Origin of the sequence: Psychrosphaera sp. 1_MG-2023 (genome assembly GCF_030548245.1) — a bacterium.
In the GTDB taxonomy this organism is placed as follows: Bacteria; Pseudomonadota; Gammaproteobacteria; order Enterobacterales; family Alteromonadaceae; genus Psychrosphaera; species Psychrosphaera algicola.
Map to the genome: position 1 here is coordinate 16,281 of NZ_JAUORW010000026.1, position 21,433 is coordinate 37,713.

A 21,433-nucleotide genomic window follows, 5' to 3' on the forward strand; every position below is an offset into this window, starting at 1 on the left:
CTTCTATAAAATAGGGGTAGACTCAGGTCATCATTTTAAGAACTTTATTTATTAACTATGAAAGTTTCATCGACTAATAGATGTTTTCTATTGGCTTGTTTCGGTTTTATATTTTCAACCACTGTACTTGCTACAAATACAAACCAACCAGAACCAAAACAGGCGCCAAATCAGCCCATTATTCCTGAGTCTGAGCCAAAACCGGTTGATATCGCTGAAGTGGAACTAGCCTTAAATGGCGGTTATGCGGCCTTCGATAGCGCCCTAACTAAAATCGACGATACAGGGCCCTATTCCATTGTTACCAATGAGTTCAACTTTCAGATTTCTGCAGGTTATGGCGTAGTAGAAAACCCACTTGCCGCGAGAAATGACCTACAAGTTTATGTTTTACCGGAGTTCAGCTATTACGGTGAAAGGTTCTATCTTGAAAATTTTGTGATGGGTTATTCCTTATTAGAAACCGACAACTTTATCATCGATGTATTTAGCTACTTCAATGATGATGGCTACTTTTTTGAACTAGATGGTCTTGAAAAACTAACAATTTCGAGCATTTTAGATTTTTCCGTCAACCGACCGCTCGGTGGGCGTGATAGATTTCCAATGGAAAGAGAATTTGACGAAATTGATCGCGATTTAAGTTACATGGGGGGATTCGTGACCTCGTATCGTTTTCAAAATTGGGATGCCAAATTCATTGTAAGTACGGATATAAGTGGTGTACATGACGGGCAGGAAGCCAGTTTTAAGGTCCGTCATATGAAAGTATGGGATAAAGTGACCACTGCGGTAAGTGCCAGCGTTATTTATAAGACACATGATTTAATTGATTACTATTATAAACTGCATCCCGGTGAGTTTTTTCTTGGTGAAAACCTTTCTTTGGGCAATGCGATTAATAAATCGGCAGAACTTTATCTAAGCTACCCATTTAACAAACATTTTTCTATGAAGTTTTTACTTAGGCACAGCTGGCTCGATAGTAATTTAACTACCTCCCCTCTTGTTGAAAAAGACAATTTCACTTCAACATTTGTCGGCTTTAGTTATAGGTATTAACGTGAATAGATTTGCTCTAATAGTATTTTTGACATGTTTTGTAGTTAACGCCTATGGGGTTGAAAAACCAAATATTTTGGCGATTTCACCGGAAATGTGTGTCACACATATTGGTAAAGAGCATTGCCAACTAGAGTTTAATATCAAAGTCGAATTCCAAGACGTAACCGACTTTTGTATTGTAATCGACGACCCCCATTTTGTTGACTGCTTTATTCAAACCGATAAATTATTAAAACGATATTCTTTGCCGTTAACTGAAAGTACATATTTGCAGATTAAAGACAAAAATGACGAATTGTTAGCAGCTCAATTGTTAAGTGTTGCCAAAATTAAAGCTAAAAAAACTCGCCCTAGGCGAAATTTAGGATGGGTACTATTTTGAACGAGACAAAATTTAACTTATTACTTATCGAAGATGACCAGCCACTTGCTGAGCTGACCAAAGAGTATTTAGATGACTTTGAGTTTGTAACGACATGGGTTGAGACGGGTGAAGAAGCGAGAGCCGCTCTAAACGCCAATTCATTTGACTTAATTATTTGTGATGTGAATCTGCCTGACATTCAAGGCTTTGAATTAATAGAGCAATTGGCATTACCAGTTCAGTTACCCGTCTTGTTTTTAACTGCCTTGTCCGACAATGACTCGCAAATAACAGGGTTAAACTCAGGTGCATGCGATTATATCGTAAAGCCAGTTGAACCCGTCTTACTATTAGCACGCATTAGAGCCCATTTGAGACATTCTCATCCCGCGGCGGCAGGTGATATTATTCACATTGGTGATCTAAAACTTGATAACTTACACAAACAAATGGATTACAACGATGTAAATATCAAATTGACGAACCAAGAGTTTGAGTTAATCTGGTTTTTTGTCGCGCATGGAGACAATGTGATAAGCAGAGAAGTTATCTTCTTAGACTTGATAGGTCGGGCTTATGATGGCGTTGACCGCTCTGCTGATTTAAGAGTGAGTCGCTTTAGAAAAAAAATGGAATCCATTGGTAAAAAAGAATTGTCTATCGAATCCATTCGCAATAAAGGATACATCTTTAACTACTGGGCTCATATCCGGTGAAACAAAATAACTTCCTACGTTTTTACGTATTATTTTTTGTTGTCGCCTGCTTATTTATTATAAGTTTTACTCAATTATATAAAGTCTACTTTGCCCCCCCGCTCTACCATACAGTTAATGTAGACGACATATTTACAGGCTTGCAAAATAACACTTCTGCCGAATTTAAAATCATTGAAAAAGCGAATATCCAATTACCATTAGAATTACAAGATTCTTTAGAACAAAACGAAATCATTGCCTATTCGGTAGGTGTAAACAGTTATTATGTTAAGGCGTTGAATCAAAAAGAAGTAATTCAATGGGGACCCGTGCCTGCAGAGGAATGGGAAGAACCTAAAGATTCTTTGAGCATATTTATTTTTTACTGCACCTTAGCCTTAGTCTTTTTAATGTTATTAAGACCATTATTTAGAGATGTGGCTTATTTACAAAAATGCGCAATTGAGTTTGGTATTAAGCCCAGCTCACAACCCTTAAACACATCGCCTAAATCAAGCGTATTTCCATTGGCTCAAGCATTACATAAAATGAGCCACCAATTATTAGATCAAATACGATTACACAAAGATCTTTCTAATATCATTGCTCACGAGGTAAGAACTCCACTCGCTCGGATGAAATTCATCTTACAAAGTATTTCGGCTGACATTCCTGAAAAACAATTAGCTCGATTTAAACGCGATATTAACGCATTAGAAACGCTGGCCCATGAATATTTAGAATTTGGCCGTAGTCAAATCACCGATGAAAACTATATGGAAGAGATTGATCTGTATCGCTTTAGTGAAGAGATGGAAGATAAATACATTGAAACCGGAAAACAAGTAAGTTTTATCCCCCCAAGTTCAAACTATACATTTAAAGCAAATAGCTTGCAGTTGGATCTCGCGTTATCCAATCTAATTAATAACGCTTTGCGTTACGCAAAAAGCAAAATTGAAGTGTCTATACTGGTAACAGAGTCTAATATTGATTTTATCGTTGTAGACGATGGGCCTGGGTTTTCACAGACTCAAAAATCCAGTGCCAATGGCGAGAACCATCATGGCTTTGGCCTGGGGCTTTATATTGTCAAACAAGTCGCCCTTAGGCATAACGGCAAGTTTACGATTGACGCGAGCACCGAGGGTGGTGCAAAAATGACAATACAACTTCCAATAAATTAAGATAACGTTAAATTAAGTATTAAGTGCTTTTTTACTTATTCCAAAACCGACAAAAAATGACTACGCGAACTTTATGCCAGTAAAGTCTGAGCGGCTTGAGCGATAATAATTGTGACCATAATAGCCTTGTGAACGTCTCGCTTTGTTCATGATGACACCACCGACTTCAACTTTCGCTTGTTTTAGCTCTTCTAATACATTGGTTAAATCAGCTTTATTGGTTTTCTCAGCATCAACAACCAAATAGATACTGTCGACATGTTTAGAAATAACATAAGCGTCACTCACCGACATAATTGGTGGGCATTCGATAACAACGCGTTCGTATCGAGTCTTAAAGAACTCGATAACCTTGCTTAATCGCGGTTGTGATAAATACAACAATGGGTTTTTAGCAACAAAACCTGCAGGTAATACATCAAAGCCATAGCCCTGTTCGCGGAAGATACAATCAGATAATTTACTCTTTTTAGCGATTAGATTGGTAAGTCCTGGTCGGTTTACGTCTTGGCATAGAGTATTGCCAATAGAAGGAAAACGCAGGTCGCCGTCGATAAGTATAACTTTCTCTAATTCCGAAAAACTCGCCGCTAATTGTATCGATAAGGTCGACTTTCCGTCGTTTGGTGTAATTGACGTAACTGCGATCACTTTTTGAGCTGCAAGTTTGTTGTCGAGTAAAATGTTTGTTCTGGTGGTTCTGAGCGCTTCAAAAAACTGCTCGTGTTTGTTCATATCCAACGCATAAAGCGGTTTGTCTTTGTTTTTGGTTACTTTAATTTTTGGAATAATGCCAACAAGTTTAGTATCAAATTGACGCACTACCTTTCTGAACTGGATAATTTTGTTGGCTAAAAACGCCTGAATAAGGACAAACGTCATGGCGATAAACCCACTTAATAAAATACACAGCGCCATAATTAACGGTTTCTTTTTATTATCCGCTTTAGTCGCCACTTCTGCTTTTTCGACCAAAAGTACATTTGACGCATTTGCCAAATCCTGCATCATGTTTGATTCTTTTAGCTTTTTAACTAGGTTTTCATAAAGTTGTAAATTGGCGTCGAACTCTCTGCGAAGCTTTTGGTAATCAAACTCAATAGCGCCGAGACGTTTTAATCGTTGATTAGATATATGCAATTGTTTGTCGACCGAAAGCAACTTTGACTGCCAAAGGCTGAATTTTTTATCGAGCATATTTACATGATCTTTAAAGTCTAAAACCACTTTCACTTTTGCATCTTCTAACGATTGTTTGGCTTTTTTAAATGCGGGATGTTTTGTGCCGTAGCGCAACTTAACTTGCGCAAATTCGAGTTGCCTATTGTTAAACTCATTCTTAGAAGCCATTATCGTCGCCGACGTACTAAACCCAGGTAAATTGGCCAATTCTTCTGGGGATTTTTCGTATCGAGTGACCTGCTCTTTTAGTAATTCTAGTTCATTTATATTGCTCGATAACGTTAATTTTTCTTTTGTCATCTGCGCCATCTTAGATTTTTCTATGGCAATAGCACTGTTGATATCTACAAAGTCATTTTCGTTTTGATGCTCAACTATCTTGGCTTCTGCATCTTCCAAACTAATTTTCACACCGAGTAATTTAGTAGATAACCAAGCTGACCTATCTTGGTTTTTGCCTTCCAATAGTTCTTGCTTGAAGTTAATAAACGTTTTGGCAATATCATTAGCGACGGTGGCGGCATGAGTTGCAGATAAAGAAACATAACTGACTCTAACTAAGTTGGTGCCAGATGTTTTATCTATCTTCATATTTTTACTGAGCACATCAATCGCATGGCTTCTGCGGATCGACGTATCATTATACGTATTAGAAAACTTGTCGTTGTTCAGAATATATTCAGGGTGTTTAGTCAGGTGCAAATTGTCGACGATTTGGCCAGCAAAGCGTCGACTTTTAAGTAACTCTAATTCAGTTTCAGTATCGTCTGCGGCAGATAGCCCTCCGCTCATAATGCTCGCCATTGCATCGTTATTTGAGTTTGACTCTTTGAACATAATGAGGATAGACGAGGTAAAACGATCTGGGATAAGCGTCAAATACTTATACGTTCCGGCAGCACACATAATGACAAACAAAACGATAAACCATTTACGTTGCCACAAGATGGTAAATAGTTCGCCAAGATCTATTTCTTCCTCGTGGTTAATTAATTGGTTTTCGATTTGCGACATTAAAAGAAGCTCTTTTCTATTTTAATGACGTCGCCAGGCATGATGACCGTTTGTTTTTCGGCGGCAAAGGACTGTTGAGGATAGCCTCTTAGAATGATCCACTTGGAGCTAGACGCTCTGTCTTTTAAACCGCCCGACAATGCTATTGCTTGCTCTACTGTAAGTTCGGCTTGGTATTTATAACTGCCTGGATTTTTCACTTCGCCGTGTATAAAAAACGGACGATATTGACGAACAATTATGGTGATATTTGGATTAACCAAATAACCATCGCGATACATGTCTTCAATTTTGGATTTAGCTTGTTTTGCGGTTAGGCCCTCAAGTGGAACTTGACCTACGAGTGGTAAGGAGATATTGCCGGCTTGGCTGATCTGTGCCTTTGTAGTGAGCTCTGACTCTTGAAAAACATATATTTCAACTTCGTCACCTGGCCCCAGCTGATATTCAGCTGCTCCGAGTAAACTTGAAACCAATAACACACATTTTATTATTGTTATTTTTATTGTTGTTATTATTCTCATAACAAACGCCAAAGCACCCCTATACTCCACTGGTAACCATCTAGATCGTAACGATCGCGCGAATCGTCATTACTATACCAATGGATTGCTGTCTGTAAGTTTAACTGCTCAAGAACCCGATATGCGATTGAAAACTGGGCGAGTTCTTGCTTACTTTTTATTGTATCGCCATATTGACGAGTTTTAGCACTAAGTTCAACTGTCATATTCACGTTATCGGTTAATAAATACCTTAAATCGGTAGCTATTTCGACTGTTTTCGCCGAAATGAAGCTTTCGTCGTTAGAATCCTGTGTATCTTCGCTAATACTGACGTTCCAAATCAAGTAATCAAAAAGGTTCAGATTGTTGGTCATTTTCCAAGAAAACGTGTCGTCGCTTTTATCTTTAGAAGAGTCTTTTGAGTTGCTATTCCCCACTAAAAACTCGATTCGGCTATTGGACAAATAGGAGGTTTTAAAGCCCACTAACAACTGATTTAAATTAAGCGTCGACTCAGATGAGCTTGCAAATGACTTTTCAAATTGACTAAATTTATACTCAGCGACCAAAAATGTATCTTCTGTTATGCGATTTTGAAAACGCGTATTCAAGTTTTGCCTGGTATCTTGCCCATAATTGATAAACTTCTCAGTTAACGCTAACTCATCATTCATATGTTCGTAAGTCAACATAAGAGCGCGTTTAGCTTGGTCTGAGCCAAAGTTAAATCGACTTGTATAGGCTTGGGTATTGGTTAAATTAAATGGTGACTGAACATCTCGATAAACCGCGGCCATAGGGTCTTCACCCGTTAACTGTTCAGAAGTCACAGCAGATAAGTCCCAATTTACGTTTGGACTTAAAAATATACGACTACCTAGGGATAAGTTGTAATTCGTATGGGCAGCAAATGTTTCTGAATCAGGTTGCAATTGGCTTATATTTCCGCCAACTTTAATACCAACACCTTGGATCAATTTAGTTAAATGAGATTGAATAAATACGGAAGAACTTGCGCCACTTTCATCAGCGCTGTGAGTTTGGTGTTCGGCACCAATTTCAGCTTGAAAAGTTTGTTCTTCCCAGCCATTGGAAAAGCTTAAATTGGACAAAAATAAGGTAATTAATACTAATACTGTACGTAACATTCTCTAAAACGCCTATTCACTCCCTGTTTATTTATAATTATTTTCCTGCGCAGTAATTTACCCAATTAGTGCGCAATTTGACACTACTTTCTCACATTTTTTGTATGGGTATTATTTAGAACCGCTCAATTCGACTAAAATAAACGCATTATTGTGTGGAATATATCCTCAAAAATGAAGAGATTGGATGATAAACTTACATTGCTACCGTTAGTGACAAGTTACGTTAAATGGCGTTGTTTGGGCTTTTTTAGATAACGTTTGTGGATTTTTGCGAAGACTCTGCGGTTTTACAATACCTTTCCATACCACTACCGCAGCGGAGTGCTTAACGTGTAAAACATCAATTTTTGAATGTTCCGCCAACTTAACCAATCTATTGAATTAGATAAGTCGACGAACTGAATTTGAGCTGTGCTTTATGAATCCTTACAAAATATAGGTCCCATTTTTTTCTAAGGTTATCTCTTTAGTCAATTTACCATTGGCAAAAATCCGAAAGGTTCCCCCATGTTTTGCATATATCGTTGCATTTGTTAACAGGCCTTTGTCCCAACTGATATCAACTGTAAAACCTCCACGGGCCTTTAGCCCCCGAATACTGCCTTGTTGCCATTTTTTCGGTAAGGCGGGAAGCAAATCGAGAATATAAGGTGCGTTGATTAACGTTCGAGGCGGCGTTACCGCGATAAACTGCCCTGTTTTTTTGGGATCTTCTTGATAGGCAACAAACGCTGCTTCTTCTATGTTTTGTGCGTTGGGGTTAATGCTACGAAGATGGCTTTGTAACAACATTTCAGCCACTGCAGCCCCAGCTCCTAGATTTCCATCTATTTGCCACGGTTTACCATTAAACATATTGTCAGCTTTTTGGGTTAATACTAAGTCGTCTAAATAACTTAACGCTTCTTCGCCGTTTCTTAATCGAGCCCACAAGGCCGAGCGCCATGCCGCAGCCCATTCTCCGCGCTTAATACGAGCCATCATCACTTTTTCACTCGCCGCGCTGAGTGTAGGGGTCGTCAGCGGTGAAAAGTCGCGACCTGGATGCAATGCAATGAGGTGTGACAAATGGCGGTGCGTATTTTTAGGATCGTCTAAGTCTGCTGGCCATTCTTGGATCATGCCATGGGCATTAATTTTTTGTGGCGTTAACTCCGGGATAAGCTTTTGTAATGCTTCTCGGAATTTAACATCTCGGTTTAATACCGTAGAGGCTTCGATGCAATCAGTGAACAGATTAACAAGTAACTGCTGATCATAACTTGCCCCCCACGCTTGTTTGTTATATTTGCCAAATTCATCCAATAAAAAGTAGTTTTCAGGTGACCAGGTTGGGTAAACGAGTTTTGTGCCGTCTTGCCACGGCGCAACATGACCTGCAAAAAATTCACATGCGCCTTTTTGCACTGGATAAATGTCTTCTAAATACGCGACGTCTTTATTAAAGGCATAGTGCTCGAACAAATGTTGAGTCACCCAATGCCCACCCTGTTGCATACGACGACCATGTACGTTTTGGGCAGTAAAGCCATATACATTACTGTTAAGTCCAATAGACCACCCCTTGCTAACACCAAACGTTTCCTTAGCGGTATGTTGCCCAGACCTCGCAACCACTTTGGTCCAATTAACGAAGGGTTCAAATGTTTCTGATAAATTGGTTGTTTCGGCTAACCAATAATTCATTTGGATATTTATATCCGTATGGTAATCAGAATTCCAAGGTGGTTTTTCTAATGTATTCCACAGGCCCTGTAAATTGGATGGTACTGACGCATTGCGTGAAGAACTAATATGTAGATAGCGGGCATAATTAAAGTATAAAGGGTAAAGCTCAAGTGGCTTTCCTTGGGTAATTAATTTGTCTGTTGGTAAATCAGATAGCTCTGCGTTTAGCTTAAACTCGACCCGCTGCATCAATGCATTAACGTCAGCTACGTGATCAGTTTTAATCTTGGAGTAGCCTTTGGCAATGGCTCTATTAAGCGTTTGCTTAGTATCAGAAAGAAAGTCACGACCTTTAAAGTTGGGGTAGTTTGGTAAATAGTCGGTATAACCCGTCACATAAATGACCACTTCTGACGCGCCCGTGACATGCAATTCGTTGGCATATGAAGCAACTTTGCCACCCGAGTTCACTTCCACTTTTGCGGTTTGCAAAAATTCAATATCGTCACCCTGCGCCATTGGAGAATACCCATGTAGGCGGAGTTCATTACCGTTTGTAGAAATCACTTTTTTGTCGTGGGCTGATGCTGCGGTCAGCCTGAGATCCATAACACCGCCGTCAGATTGCATTCTGATCATACAAAGATCATCTGGATAACTGCAAAAATATTCTCGGGTATATTTAACGCCATCTATTTCATATCGTACAGTCCCCACGCCGTTAGCAATGTCTAATTCTCGGCGGTAGGCAGAAACAGATTGTCGCTGCTGGCCCGTTTCTATCCTCAGATCGGCAAATGGTGCGTAATGACCTAATGGTGTTTTTGTTGCGAGATACTTAGTTCCTAATGACTCAACCGAGTCGCTATCTTTACCAAACTTACTGTCCCGAGCCGCTTTTCTGACGGTTTCTAAGTGTTGATGTGCACCTAGTCGCGTGCCCGATTGTTCAACGTTGCTAAGGCCACGGACGGCATTTGCCCAAAGACTAATTTCGTTAAATACAAGATATTCACTTTCAATACCACCAGCAAACATAGCACCAAATCGACCGTTGCCAAGAGGTAAGGCTTCGCTCATAAACAAACGGCCACGGTTTTTAGTGTCGTTTTTATCGCTGGCATTAATATCAACCGTTGCCGGTTTTGTGAAATATAGTGTGCTCAAACTAGTGGCTTGCGCCCGCTCCCCGGCCGATCTTGCTCCGGCTAAATCAGATATCGCACATGCATTGATGAGGATAAGTGAAGTGACGATCCCTGCTGTTTTAAAGAGTTTGAACTGATAGACAAACGCCATGATTGCTTCTCTTTTTATTATCGTTATTGTTTTGGTTCTGTTTATGTAAGTGTATTTTCATCAAAAAATAAAAATCACTTTTATATATTGTAAATACAAAGAGTAAGCCAAAAACATTAAAAAACAAACAAAAACTGTATTTTTATAATTAATAAAATTGAAACACATATCTAAAACTGTTTAAATAAAAAGCTTCATTTTTTAAAGAGCACTTATTGCAGTTCCCTCCATAAACGTCTGAGTGACTTTCAATTATATGAAACTCTGGAGAATTTGAATTGGCTCAAACTGAGCTGCATGGTTATCAAATAAAAAGTTAAGGAAATTTCCATGAAAGTCACATTGATGATGAGCTTAATTCTATTGTCGTTTACCAGTGCAACTCTTGCTAGCAAACCGATTTATATTTCGACCAAAGCGAGTCAATTGGTCGAAACGCAACTGCATAAGATTAAGCCTGATAACGATGGAATGGTGCTAACTCGAGTTATCGACTTGCCTAAGTTTAAACAAGGTGTTTACTACCGGCCATTCACCGCTTTTGGCCGAGGCGTTGTGGCTAGAGGTAATCGGGTAGAGGCAATTGCATTTACTTCCTTAAGTGAACTGCAAGATTACCAACCTTCAAAAACCCGAAAAGACCACATCAATATTCAACAGGGTCAATATATTTTACTTGAACTGTATGACGGAAGATATTTGGCTTTATTGCCAATGGCTTCAGAAAAAGTTTACGGCCAATTTTTTGTCGCACAAGAACAACTATTATTAAAAACCGGTAATTTCGGTACGGCAACGGTATCGGGCAAAATCCCCCTTCTGATTTGGGCCTATGGCGACTCGCCATATTCAGCAACTCAAAATGCCTGGCAACAGGTATTTCAGTCTGGTTACGTTGCTGCCCAGCCCCGCGCATTTAAAAATTTTCCTGAGCAGCCCTATGGTTATTTAGGTTGGTGTTCGTGGGAGCATTACAAAAAGAATATTTCTGAAGACATTATTTCAGATGCGTTTCATACCCTAGATCAAAGTACGGCACCGTTTCGTTGGGTGATGGTCGACGATGGCTACTTGGATGCTAAAAATAGCAAACTACTGAGTTTTGGTGTTAACAAGAAAAAGTTTGCCAATGGTTGGAAGCCCATCATGGAGCTTAAAAACGAAGAGAAAATAAAGTGGGTTGGCATTTGGCGTAATTTTGGTGGGTATATGGGTGGTGTATCTAATGATCATACTATGTCAGATCTTAAACCTTATCTTAGTCCTACCGTAAAAAAAGGAAGCCTCCTGCCAAATGGCACTAAACAAGCCTCAAAAGCGTTTTATGACAAAATGGTTAGTGATACCAAAGATAACGGTTTTGACTTCATAAAAGTCGACTTTCATACTCGAACATTCGACTTATACAAAGGTACAACGGATCCAGTTGGCGCAATGCGTCATAACAATGAGGCTTTAGAAAATGCCACCCATGATATGAATTTACCGTTGTTGAACTGCATCGCCCAACCAAATATCAATTCTATGCAAACCAAATACAGCGCCCTAACCCGTTCAAGCCCGGATTATAACCAAGCGGATAAGGACAAAAATAAATCGAATACCTACCAAAGTTTTGCGAATCATTTGTGGATGGGCCAAACCGTGTGGGGCGACCTTGATATGTTTCATACCCATGATGCGCGTGACGTGAAACCAATGACAATTGCTCGCGCCATTGCCGGCGGTCCCGTTTATATTTCTGACGAGCCGTCAAAGATAAAGCCTGAAGTGCTTTTGCCATTTGCCTATGAAGATGGCAAGTTGTTGCGAACTTCGGCTCCCGCAACGCTGTTGCCGGAAAGTTTTTTTATTCACCCATTTAGAGATGAACAGGTTTTTCGCGTTATTGCGCCGATGCAAGATGGCGTCGTCGCGATAGCCTTATTTAACTTTACCGAAAGCGGTAAAGCGCTCACGGGCAATATAAACACAAAAGACTATCCATTTGCCGGTGAACTGCTGCAGCCAAACAATGGTCCATGGGACTTGCCTAAAGATGGTCTGTTGTTATTTGACCCAGCAACACTATCGGTTCATAACTTGACTCAGTCATTTACCACAAACGTCGCCAATTTCGACGCTAAAATGGTGTTTTTATACCCTAAAGTTAACGGTTGGGCCGTTATCGGTCGTCAGGATAAATACCTGCCTGCAGCGGCGGTTACGCTCACTTCTGTAACAAACTCCCAGATTAGCTTTACGCTGGAGGAATCTGGGCCGCTACTCATATGGAGTCAAAATGGCGCGCCAAAAATGGCAGAACACTCATTTAAATCTTTAGGGAATGGCCTGTATTTAGCCAATATACCGGTAGCAATAGGTAGAACACAGCTGACAGTTACCCGCTAATAGTGTCGTCCTAGATTATTTGGTTTAAAGGGAATAGAAAACAAAAAACCGACGTTCACTGCGTCGGTTTTTGTTATTTAGCTAAACGATTTACTAAGGTCATTTATCTATGATGTTTACCTAATATATTTGGGGTCTTCAATTTCAGCTGCCGGTCGACAATTAGCACAGGCACCGGTTTTATCTATACCGAGTTCAGCTTCGAAGTCGATTATATGTGCCAATAATTGCTCGGCTTTGTTTGGAAATTGTTTTGTTAGGTCGTGTGTTTCAGCTGGGTCTTTAACCAAATTGTATAGCCCCGGCCGTACCCCTTTTATTGATAATTTCCAATCACCACTTCGTACCGCTTCTAACGTATTTTCTCGGTAATAGAAAAACGCATCATATGGTGATTTGGCATCTTTTTTCCCGGTTAAAATTGGCCAAATATTTTTACCATCGATAACTCTATCTGCCGGTACTTTTGCGCCCGCGATTGCTGCCAACGTCGGTAGTATATCCATACTCGTGGTAACTTCCTTAGATATTGTATTTGCGGCTATCATTCCCGGTGCCCAGGCGATGGTTGGTACGCGCATACCACCTTCCAACGTTAATGTTTTACGGCCAGACAAATAGCGTTTGCTACCGTCAGAATTGAGTTTACCTGCGGGTCCATTGTCTGAGGTGTAAATGACTATCGTATTGGCGTCTAATTCCAATTCTTTAAGTGTATTTAAAACTCGTCCAACGGCAGAGTCTAGTTCACCAATCACCAAGGGATACATTGCTTTTTTCAGCCCACGCTTAATATCTTGGTCGGAAATACCTAACCGATTTTTGGTGTTGTCATCAACAGTCGCTAAGTATTCTTTTGACACATGTAATGGGGCATGTGGCATAGGTTGTGGCAGATACAAAAAAAACGATTCATCTTTATGTCGTTTTATAAAGTCCACCGCCTTATCAGTAATTCTCCTCGTCAGATTTGCGGGGTCTGGGTTAAGTTCAATAACCGTTTCACCGGACATTAAAGGGAGGTCTGGAAATTTAAATCGTGCTTGTTTTTTATGTGTTGGCGAAATGTCATGGCTATAGGGCAAACCAAAAAACTCGTCAAAACCTTGTCGAGTGGGGAGTACTTCTGGTTGATCCCCTAAATGCCATTTACCAAACATACCGGTGATATAACCAGCTTCTTTTAAAGTTTCAGCTATGGTGATTTCACTTGGGTTCAAGCCTTTGCTGTCCCCTGCCAGTAACACAGGAAAGTTTGACCCCGTTGCCATGTTAATACGTCGTGGGTAACTTCCTGTCATTAACGCCGCTCGAGAGGGCGAACATAACGGAGACGCCACATAAAAGTCGGTAAGGACAAGTCCTTCTGAGGCCATCTGGTCTAAATTAGGTGTGGCAACATGATCACCACCAAACACACCAACATCTTCGTACCCTTGATCGTCAGTAAAGATGACAATGAAGTTGGGCTTACTTGTTTGTTTCTCGCTTTTTTTAACCTTAATAGTTGCTTCCTGTTTTGCTTCCTCTGTTGTTAAACAACCCGTTAACATTAGGGCTGATAATACCATCGAGGTAAGCAAGCAGACTCGAGTAAACTTTAATTTTGTGTAAAATTGCATTTTTGTATCCTTTGAACAAAATCGCTTTATGAAGAGCCTCGACATAACACTGCTAATAACACTTTAAATAACACTGTAGTTAACACAGGCTAGGCGAAATCCAATCATTGAATAGGACACGCCCAGCCATCATTTATGGCCTCAATCTAGTAAACCGCTAGCTAAGCTCCACGGTTAACATTTGATGTTCTTTTAGCGTCAGTCCCTGTTCAAAAGTAACCACTAAACTTCCCTCATTATTATTTAACTTAGCATCAACACTGCGCCCATCAATAGTTACTTCAACTTGATTTGCTTGAACACCATCGAGTTTTGCCAATTTAAGCGTATTCAGTGCCAATTGACCGTAACGTAGATCTAAAGATACGATTTGACGACGACCATTTTTAAGTTGGATGAAACTGCCCCAACCTTCTGCAGCAGTAAAAGCCGCACGAAAATCTTCAGGCTGCAATTTAGGTGCGAATGCCAATAACCCGTCTGGGCCGTCATATTGGTAACCACACATCGCGGTATAAGCCCCATAACTTGCCATTGCCCGCGAATAATGATCGCTGCATTCTATTTCATTATAGGGATTACGGAGTTCTGGCTGATACCTATCGTTGATCGCTTTACCAATAGCGAGTCCTTTTTCAACCATTCCTTCCCAAATCATGTGGGCAGCTACTTGCCACTCAAATCCGGTCATGCATTCGTTTAGATAACCGGCGTAACTTTTTTTACCACTTTTAGGTTCAATTTTACCAAAAGGAAAAGAACTCATTACCAAGCCTGCGTCACCCTCTCCTGCATACCAACGACCTTCGGTGATCTTAGCTCTGAAGGCGCCGACGTCCGGCGTGAAATTGTATTTCCAAAGTGACTCTAAGCTTTGTTTAATTTTGTTTTTTGGCAAAATGTTATCAATGCCAACATTCAGTAACCACGAATCGCCAAGGATTTGGTCAATGTGACAGCCATTAGTAGAACCATGTTTTTCTTTTTCACCGGGTCCTGGTTTATGAATAAAATAACCAAAATCTTCTCGCCACAATAACTCCACCATGGCAGGTACGCCTTTTGCGACAATGGACTCGTAACGCTCAGCGAGTCTTGGCTCGTTCATCTTGCGCGCCATAACGGCACAAACTTTTAGCGATGCATGGTAAAGATTGATCAACCAATGAACCTGTCCATACCAAGGTTCATCCAATGTATTGTGTTGCGGCCCTTCCAACATTCCATCTTCATTTGCATCCCATTTTTCAATAACATGTTCCATAGACAACTTAGTCCGTGGCCATATACTTTTTAAAAAACGATAGTCGGTTGTCATTTGATGTTCACGATAAACGCGAATAATGGTGCCGCAATTACCATCGATGGCATCACCAAATTTCGTATTTGAATATCGGTGATGCATAACGCCAGTCTGCTCGTCAAACCCTAAGCCATACTCAATCTTGTCTCGACACTCTCTTTCGATTGACGGAAATATCCGAGCTAGTCCTTGAGCATAATGAAAAACGTGAGTGCAATTACCGGGACAGCATCGAACACCTTCATAAAAATTGTAATGTTCAGGCGTTGTGTCTGTTTGAGCAACGCGTTGACCCATTTCAGTTTGAACACAATTAACAGTTAAAAACGTGCGCTCTAAAAACCAATATGGCAAAGTTGAGTCGTACCATGTGTCCGTCCACTTTTGCGTATTAGCGTGAAGTTGTTGTTCTCTTTTTGCTAACTTATTTGCCGCATCAGAAGCCGATGTTGACAGTGTCGCATAATGATTGGGCGCAAATACTTTGTTGCTCTTTTTACGACCAAACGCAATATCATAATTTGTCATCGGTATATGCCAAGATAAAACAAATGACACTGTCTTTGATTCACCGGGTTCAAGCCTTACGTTATGACCAAGTGCGCCACATTGTTTATCAGATAATTGATGGCTGACAACATCGCCATTTTTGGTCTTTTTCCCGGTGGGCCAGAACACGGAATCGGGTCTCGCAGCTTCAGCGGATAAGTTAATCAGGCTCGGGCTTTTTTGATTTAATAGACCAATTGCCATAGCACCAAATTCGTCATTACGAGTCGAGTCGACTAACGCATAACTCTCGACTGTCGCTATTGAATCCAACTCACTATATACAAACGCTTTAGACACTGACCGTTTATCTTCTTTCTCGACTTCAATAACATCAGGTATCCAACCAGCAATAGTGGTGTCTTTTACCACTGTTGAACGATTGGTTAAGGTATATTTCATAACGATAACTGGCTGACTCGAATCGTCACGATTTAATGGAATAAATGGGGTGTAGGCCTGTAATGCAACGTCTACTGTACAATTTGAATCTTTAAAATCCACATTTGCCATTGGGTATTGATTTGTGAATACGATGTTAGCGAAGCCTTTTGAATCCAAAGTCCTTACGTCGCCATCGACTTTAATCGCAAACCCTTGGTTGAGTGGTGACTCAGCAACTTCAGGGTCTAAGTATCGTTCGCCTTTCGGGTTTTCTTTTTTAACGTTTCGTTTACCGGTAATATTCCAACGCCATAAAGTTCCGTCACCACCCAAATAGACCTGCCCAGTGCAGATACCATTAATAGGCATTCCAATGTATTTTAAATTATCCCCTGTTGCTGTCATGGCTTTACCACGTTCATACAAACTGGCTATCCATTGCTTACTTAATTTTTTATCGGCTGGGATAATTTCATTGTAGTCTTTCATATTAAATGGGCCGGCCATAACGTTGCGACTGCCAGCCATTAACATTAATGCCGTTAATCCGCTTCCTTTTACAAACTGTCGACGGCTTTTAGACTCGGGTTCGCTGTGATTCGATGTATTACAGCATGATTGTTTTTTGTCGATTGAATTATCCATGTTCCCCTCACTACGCTGTTTTTTAACAACCAAATTATGTGGTTCTTTTTATTATTGATTTCTACTTTATGGGAACGCCGTAACCTTCGATTTCATTATTAACGCCGTTCTTGTTTTTCTTGTTAACTATGTTTTTTAACTTATGCTTTTTACCAAATGGCAAATTCAGCAGTAGGTAAAAAAAAGGGTGCCAAAAGGCACCCCAAAACACACACAACTAAAAAAATAGTTTTACTCAGAGATAAGTTACTTCTTACCTTTGTAATAATCGAAGTTCCAAGTATCGATAAATGAACGAGTACGTGAATTGTCCATTAACTCTAATGCCTGTGATGCAATCTCAGGGTGTTTAGCCACAAGGTTTGTTGATTCACTTGGATCATTAGTTAGGTCAAACAATTCAACTTTAGGTTGCTTACCTTTTTTACCGTTGAAATAACGGATCGCTTTCCAATCAGAACCTTTAACACCATTTATACGCACGGCCTGTGAATGAGTGCCATTCCAGTGATGGAATTCCCAGTATAAATTGTCGTGTTCCTGCTGTTGACCTTCGCCAGTAAGTGCTGGTAAAAATGAAATACCGTCTGTTTCTTTAGGTGCTTCAGTTCCAACGATGTCGGCTAATGTCGGCATAACATCCCAGAATGCTGAAATATGTTCGTTACGCACGCCTTGTTTTATTTTTTCAGGCCAGCGAGCAACCATAGGCATGCGGATACCGCCTTCATAAAGGTCACGTTTGATGCCTCGAAGTTCACCTGTAGACTCGAAGAACTCAAGATCTGCACCACCTTCAGGGCTTGGACCGTTGTCACTCGTAAAGATAACCAATGTATTATCGTCAAGACCTAACTTTTTAAGTTTTGCCATCAATTGACCAACACCTTCGTCAATATGCGAAATCATTGCTGCACGAGTTGCTCTTGGTTTAAGCGATGGTAAATAACCGCCGTCTGTCGAACCGTCATATGGCGTTTCTTCAAAGTCATATTTTGCAATTTCTTCATCTGGTGCTTGTAAAGCCGCATGTGGTGCAGCGTAAGCTAGATATAAGAAAAACGGCTTGTCTTTATTTTGTTCAACATACTCTAGTGCTTCGTTGGTTAAACGTTGCTGAGCAAAGTCTGGACGTTTCCACTGTTCGTAAACAGACGGATCATTTTTATCTGCACCTTTAGGGAATGGTGCATGTGGATGAACCCACTCGTTGTCCAATTTGAACCACTCTTCGTTTTTCCACAAATGTGTTGGGTAATGGTTATGCGCTTGTTTTTGGTCTAAGTAACCAAAGAAGTAATCAAAACCTTGTTTGGTTGGTAAACCATAAGAACCAGGTCCACCTAAGCCCCATTTACCGATAAGCGCAGTTTCATAACCGGCTTTCTGCATTAATTTACCAATAGTTGGTGAATTTGGAACCAAAGGCATTTGACCAAATTCTTCGGCGTCTTCATATCCGCCAAGTTCATAGTTACCACGAATTTGACCATGACCAGAGTGTTGACCTGTGATCAAAGCTGCACGAGAAGGAGCACAAACGGTGTTACCTGCATAATGTTGCGTAAAGGTCATGCCTTCATTTGCCATTTTTTGCAGATTTGGCGTTTTAATTTTTTCCTGACCAAAGGGTTCAATGTCGCCATAACCTAAGTCATCTACCAAAATATAGATAACATTAGGTTTATCATGTTTAACGTTAGCTACTGTGTCGCTTTCACTCTTAGAAGCACCAGAACAACCAGCCAGACTCAAACATGCCGCTAAGCTTGTTAATGCAAATAAATTGCTCAAATTCATAAAATTTACCCTAACTCTCGATACATAGTAATTTAGACACTGAGGTATCGATCTATCATGTGCCTATATATTAACAATTAATGTATTAGCTCTTAAATTTGCTACTTAAAGTTGTCGCTCATTACCAGCGCTAATAGCCAGCTCTGAATTACAAACCTTGTAAGGAAACTAAACCCGTAAAAAAAGTTGAATTTTGTTAAATAAAGTTGAGATTATCCCTAATAAATTCTTTTATATAAACAATTTAGTACGCCGACAAATTGCCTAGAGTCTGTGTCATTATATGCAGAACAAAGAGCGTAATAGCGAGCGTTAAACTCTATTGATAATTTACGGGTTTTTCTAAAATGACTGTTACTATTAAAAAATAACAATAAGTAACCCATTATGTCTTCCAATAAACAAATGTTGTCAGTTAAGACCTGTATAGCAGGCTTATTAATTTCTACTGTTTCCATGTTCAGCTTCGCCGACCAAACGGTTAAAGTTGAAATCAACGTTAGCGATGTTATAGGACAACAAAATCCCCTCTATTACGGTGGCAATAACATCTACCCAAAAGGTGGCCAGGGCATTTTAAAAGCCAATGGCGAATTTGATCCTGTTGAAATGAATGCAGCTAAAAAACTGGGCTTACAGTCATATCGTTTCCCAGGGGGTTCTGAAGCTAACTTATATAAATGGAAACGAGCAATTGGTCCTGTTTCTCAACGTATTGATAATGTCAGTGGTAACAATCAAAGTAATCGGTCAAACGAATTTGGCCCGGATGAATTTGGACGCTTGTTAGAAACCACCAGCTTTACTCACGGCGTGATCATGGTTGCCTGGGGATATGAAACGCCTGAAGACGCCGCCGATTGGGTGGAATACATGAATGCGAAAGTCGGGGAAAACCCTAATGGTGGCAAAGACTGGGCCGCAGAACGTGCCAAAAATGGCCATGTTGAACCTTACGGTATTAAATATTGGGAAATTGGCAACGAAGTCTTTGGTAACTGGGAATTAAACTGGGGCTCCTATCCTACGGAACTCGATGGCAAACGTGGTAATGCAAATGTCGAAAAAGACGATGCTAAAGGAACCAATGGCATGTTGGCGTTTGGCGATGCCGATAGATATGTTTTTGGTGGCTACAAATACTTCAAAAGTCAAAAAGCTGCAGCACAAACAAGTTGGAAAGACAGTCATATAAAAACCACAACAGCGGCAAATCAAAAACTCTATGTGAAGTTTGCACCGGTAAGTTTGCACGACCCTAAACAACCTTTTAACCTTCGAATTGATGGAACCTTGTGGCAAAGAGTCTCAAGTTTTGAGCAATCTGGCGCTAAAGATAAACATTACGTTTTAGACACTAAAATCGGTGAAATTACATTTGGCGATGGCGTCAACGGCATGATCCCACCGAGTAATGAGTTTGTTAAATTGGATTACCTCACAGGTAAACAACCAGGATTTATCGACTATTACCATAAAATGAAAGCGGTAGATCCGTCGATTCAAATCATTTCTAGTTTCGAGAAAAAGTCATTCTTTAAACATATGGCCAAAGCGAAACAACCTTTTGACGGTATTGCCAAGCATTATTACCCTGGAGACCTTAAACAAGCCCATAAAAACTATACGCAAGCAATATATGCAGGTTTGGGCATCGGCCACAAAATTGAAGAAATCAAAGAATGGAATGCCAACTACGATAACCCATCGTTAACCGGTAAAGAGCAAATTTGGTTAACCGAATATGGCTTAAAAAATCACATAAACCAATTGGCAATTATGCATACCGTAATTAACGAGTACAGTGATGACGTTGCCGCTTTAATGGGTCATTCCTTATTTCTCAATAACAATACCCCTATGGTTAACGATGACGGCGTAATACGCTCACGTGCGTTCCCTATTGAAATATTTGCCAAACATATGCAACAGCAGTTTGTTAAAGTTGAAGTCAGTGGCGCTCAAAACAAATTTAGAAGGAAAAAAATACCTGCAATCTTAGCGACCGCTAGTGTCAGCCCTGATCAAAAACACGTTGGGGTGGTATTAACGAATACCTCTGACAGAAAGCGAACGGTTGCTAAAATTACGATGGATGGATTTAAAACAGAAACGCCAATGAAAGCAGAAGTATGGGCATTGATGTCGACGGTTGGCAATCCACTTATCGATAATTCAAAGTCAAATCCTAACGCTATTACACTTGAACCATTAGGTGCTATGAAGCGAGCAAATACAGATTTTGATATAACTGTGGAACCGGGTGCAACCTTTATAATTAAGTGGTCACCGCAGACAGAGTAACGTCAATTCAATGCGCCAGGCTTGCCTATATCGCAAGCTGGCGCCTTTTAGAAAATCACCAATTTAGTAAACCTTCCTAACCTTCCTAACTTTAATTCAAACCAATCGTCGAAACATCTTTAACTGATTTTTGATTTAATACAGGTTTAATCCTAAACAACCATTCATGTTGGCAACAAATTTACGGGTTCAGCCCGCTTTTTTGTTATTAACCAATATAATCAAAAAATTACACACACCAATGCGAACGCTCTCTATTGTAAGTTTTTTCCTATCGATTTGTTGCTTTAATGCTTATTCA

The 21,433-nt window shown here is 40.1% G+C and carries 13 protein-coding genes; 6 read left to right on the top strand and 7 right to left on the bottom strand.

Translation table 11 applies throughout. The features are described from left to right. Positions 1-57 precede the first annotated feature (57 nt). From Q4575_RS18200 to Q4575_RS18215, 4 genes are read left to right on the top strand one after another with little or no spacing between them, the layout of a single operon-like run. Entirely contained in the window at positions 58-1,062 is a 1,005-nt protein-coding gene (locus tag Q4575_RS18200) for a MipA/OmpV family protein (RefSeq protein WP_215962651.1), read from the top strand. Position 1,063: 1 nt separating this feature from the next. After that, positions 1,064-1,447, top strand: coding sequence for a DUF3019 domain-containing protein (locus Q4575_RS18205; protein ID WP_303523767.1), 384 nt, complete (start codon positions 1,064-1,066; stop codon positions 1,445-1,447). Then, entirely contained in the window at positions 1,444-2,145 is a 702-nt protein-coding gene (locus tag Q4575_RS18210) for a response regulator transcription factor (RefSeq protein ID WP_215962653.1), read from the top strand. Before Q4575_RS18205 ends, Q4575_RS18210 begins: the two co-directional genes overlap by 4 nt. Continuing rightward, the gene (locus tag Q4575_RS18215; protein ID WP_215962654.1) at positions 2,142-3,314 is read left to right on the top strand and encodes a sensor histidine kinase KdpD; all 1,173 of its coding nucleotides are present in this window, start codon (positions 2,142-2,144) and stop codon (positions 3,312-3,314) included. The genes Q4575_RS18210 and Q4575_RS18215 overlap by 4 nt, the downstream gene beginning before the upstream one ends. A gap of 60 nt (positions 3,315-3,374) precedes the next feature. On the opposite strand, the gene Q4575_RS18220 is transcribed toward Q4575_RS18215, so the two are convergent. The 4 genes from Q4575_RS18220 to Q4575_RS18235 form a co-directional block, all read right to left on the bottom strand. Further along, a complete protein-coding gene (locus Q4575_RS18220; protein WP_303523768.1) occupies positions 3,375-5,510 on the bottom strand; it encodes a polysaccharide biosynthesis tyrosine autokinase in 2,136 nt (711 codons plus the stop codon). Beyond that, entirely contained in the window at positions 5,510-6,034 is a 525-nt protein-coding gene (locus tag Q4575_RS18225; RefSeq protein WP_215962656.1) for a polysaccharide biosynthesis/export family protein, read from the bottom strand. Before Q4575_RS18225 ends, Q4575_RS18220 begins: the two co-directional genes overlap by 1 nt. Beyond that, a complete protein-coding gene (locus tag Q4575_RS18230) occupies positions 6,031-7,164 on the bottom strand; it encodes a hypothetical protein (protein WP_303523769.1) in 1,134 nt (377 codons plus the stop codon). Before Q4575_RS18230 ends, Q4575_RS18225 begins: the two co-directional genes overlap by 4 nt. Positions 7,165-7,593: 429 nt before the next feature. Then, positions 7,594-10,134: a glycoside hydrolase family 95 protein gene (locus Q4575_RS18235; protein ID WP_303523770.1), complete on the bottom strand. Its 2,541-nt coding sequence runs from the start codon at positions 10,132-10,134 to the stop codon at positions 7,594-7,596. A gap of 330 nt (positions 10,135-10,464) precedes the next feature. Here Q4575_RS18235 and Q4575_RS18240 point away from each other — a divergent pair, with 330 nt between their 5' ends. Next, the gene (locus tag Q4575_RS18240) at positions 10,465-12,525 is read left to right on the top strand and encodes a Sip1-related alpha-galactosidase (RefSeq protein ID WP_303523772.1); all 2,061 of its coding nucleotides are present in this window, start codon (positions 10,465-10,467) and stop codon (positions 12,523-12,525) included. 116 nt (positions 12,526-12,641) lie between these two features. On the opposite strand, the gene Q4575_RS18245 is transcribed toward Q4575_RS18240, so the two are convergent. From Q4575_RS18245 to Q4575_RS18255, 3 genes are all read right to left on the bottom strand, one after another. After that, a complete protein-coding gene (locus tag Q4575_RS18245; protein ID WP_303523774.1) occupies positions 12,642-14,147 on the bottom strand; it encodes a sulfatase in 1,506 nt (501 codons plus the stop codon). A gap of 157 nt (positions 14,148-14,304) precedes the next feature. Continuing rightward, entirely contained in the window at positions 14,305-17,028 is a 2,724-nt protein-coding gene (locus tag Q4575_RS18250; RefSeq protein WP_303523776.1) for a GH116 family glycosyl hydrolase, read from the bottom strand. A gap of 246 nt (positions 17,029-17,274) precedes the next feature. Then, entirely contained in the window at positions 17,275-18,828 is a 1,554-nt protein-coding gene (locus Q4575_RS18255) for an arylsulfatase (RefSeq protein WP_215962660.1), read from the bottom strand. Between the two features lie 387 nt (positions 18,829-19,215). Between Q4575_RS18255 and Q4575_RS18260 the strand changes: the two genes are divergently transcribed. After that, the gene (locus Q4575_RS18260) at positions 19,216-21,132 is read left to right on the top strand and encodes a hypothetical protein (RefSeq protein WP_303523777.1); all 1,917 of its coding nucleotides are present in this window, start codon (positions 19,216-19,218) and stop codon (positions 21,130-21,132) included. The last annotated feature ends 301 nt before the right edge of the window (positions 21,133-21,433 follow it).

Excerpts from the sequence above, each read along its gene's own strand:
- Q4575_RS18240 (WP_303523772.1), top strand. The coding sequence starts at position 10,465 with ATGAAAGTCACATTGATGATGAGCTTAATTCTATTGTCGTTTACCAGT.
- Q4575_RS18250 (WP_303523776.1), bottom strand. The coding sequence starts at position 17,028 with ATGGATAATTCAATCGACAAAAAACAATCATGCTGTAATACATCGAAT.
- Q4575_RS18235 (WP_303523770.1), bottom strand. The coding sequence starts at position 10,134 with ATGGCGTTTGTCTATCAGTTCAAACTCTTTAAAACAGCAGGGATCGTC.
- Q4575_RS18230 (WP_303523769.1), bottom strand. The coding sequence starts at position 7,164 with ATGTTACGTACAGTATTAGTATTAATTACCTTATTTTTGTCCAATTTA.
- Q4575_RS18200 (WP_215962651.1), top strand. The coding sequence starts at position 58 with ATGAAAGTTTCATCGACTAATAGATGTTTTCTATTGGCTTGTTTCGGT.
- Q4575_RS18260 (WP_303523777.1), top strand. The coding sequence starts at position 19,216 with ATGTCTTCCAATAAACAAATGTTGTCAGTTAAGACCTGTATAGCAGGC.
- Q4575_RS18220 (WP_303523768.1), bottom strand. The coding sequence starts at position 5,510 with ATGTCGCAAATCGAAAACCAATTAATTAACCACGAGGAAGAAATAGAT.
- Q4575_RS18225 (WP_215962656.1), bottom strand. The coding sequence starts at position 6,034 with ATGAGAATAATAACAACAATAAAAATAACAATAATAAAATGTGTGTTA.
- Q4575_RS18255 (WP_215962660.1), bottom strand. The coding sequence starts at position 18,828 with ATGAATTTGAGCAATTTATTTGCATTAACAAGCTTAGCGGCATGTTTG.
- Q4575_RS18245 (WP_303523774.1), bottom strand. The coding sequence starts at position 14,147 with ATGCAATTTTACACAAAATTAAAGTTTACTCGAGTCTGCTTGCTTACC.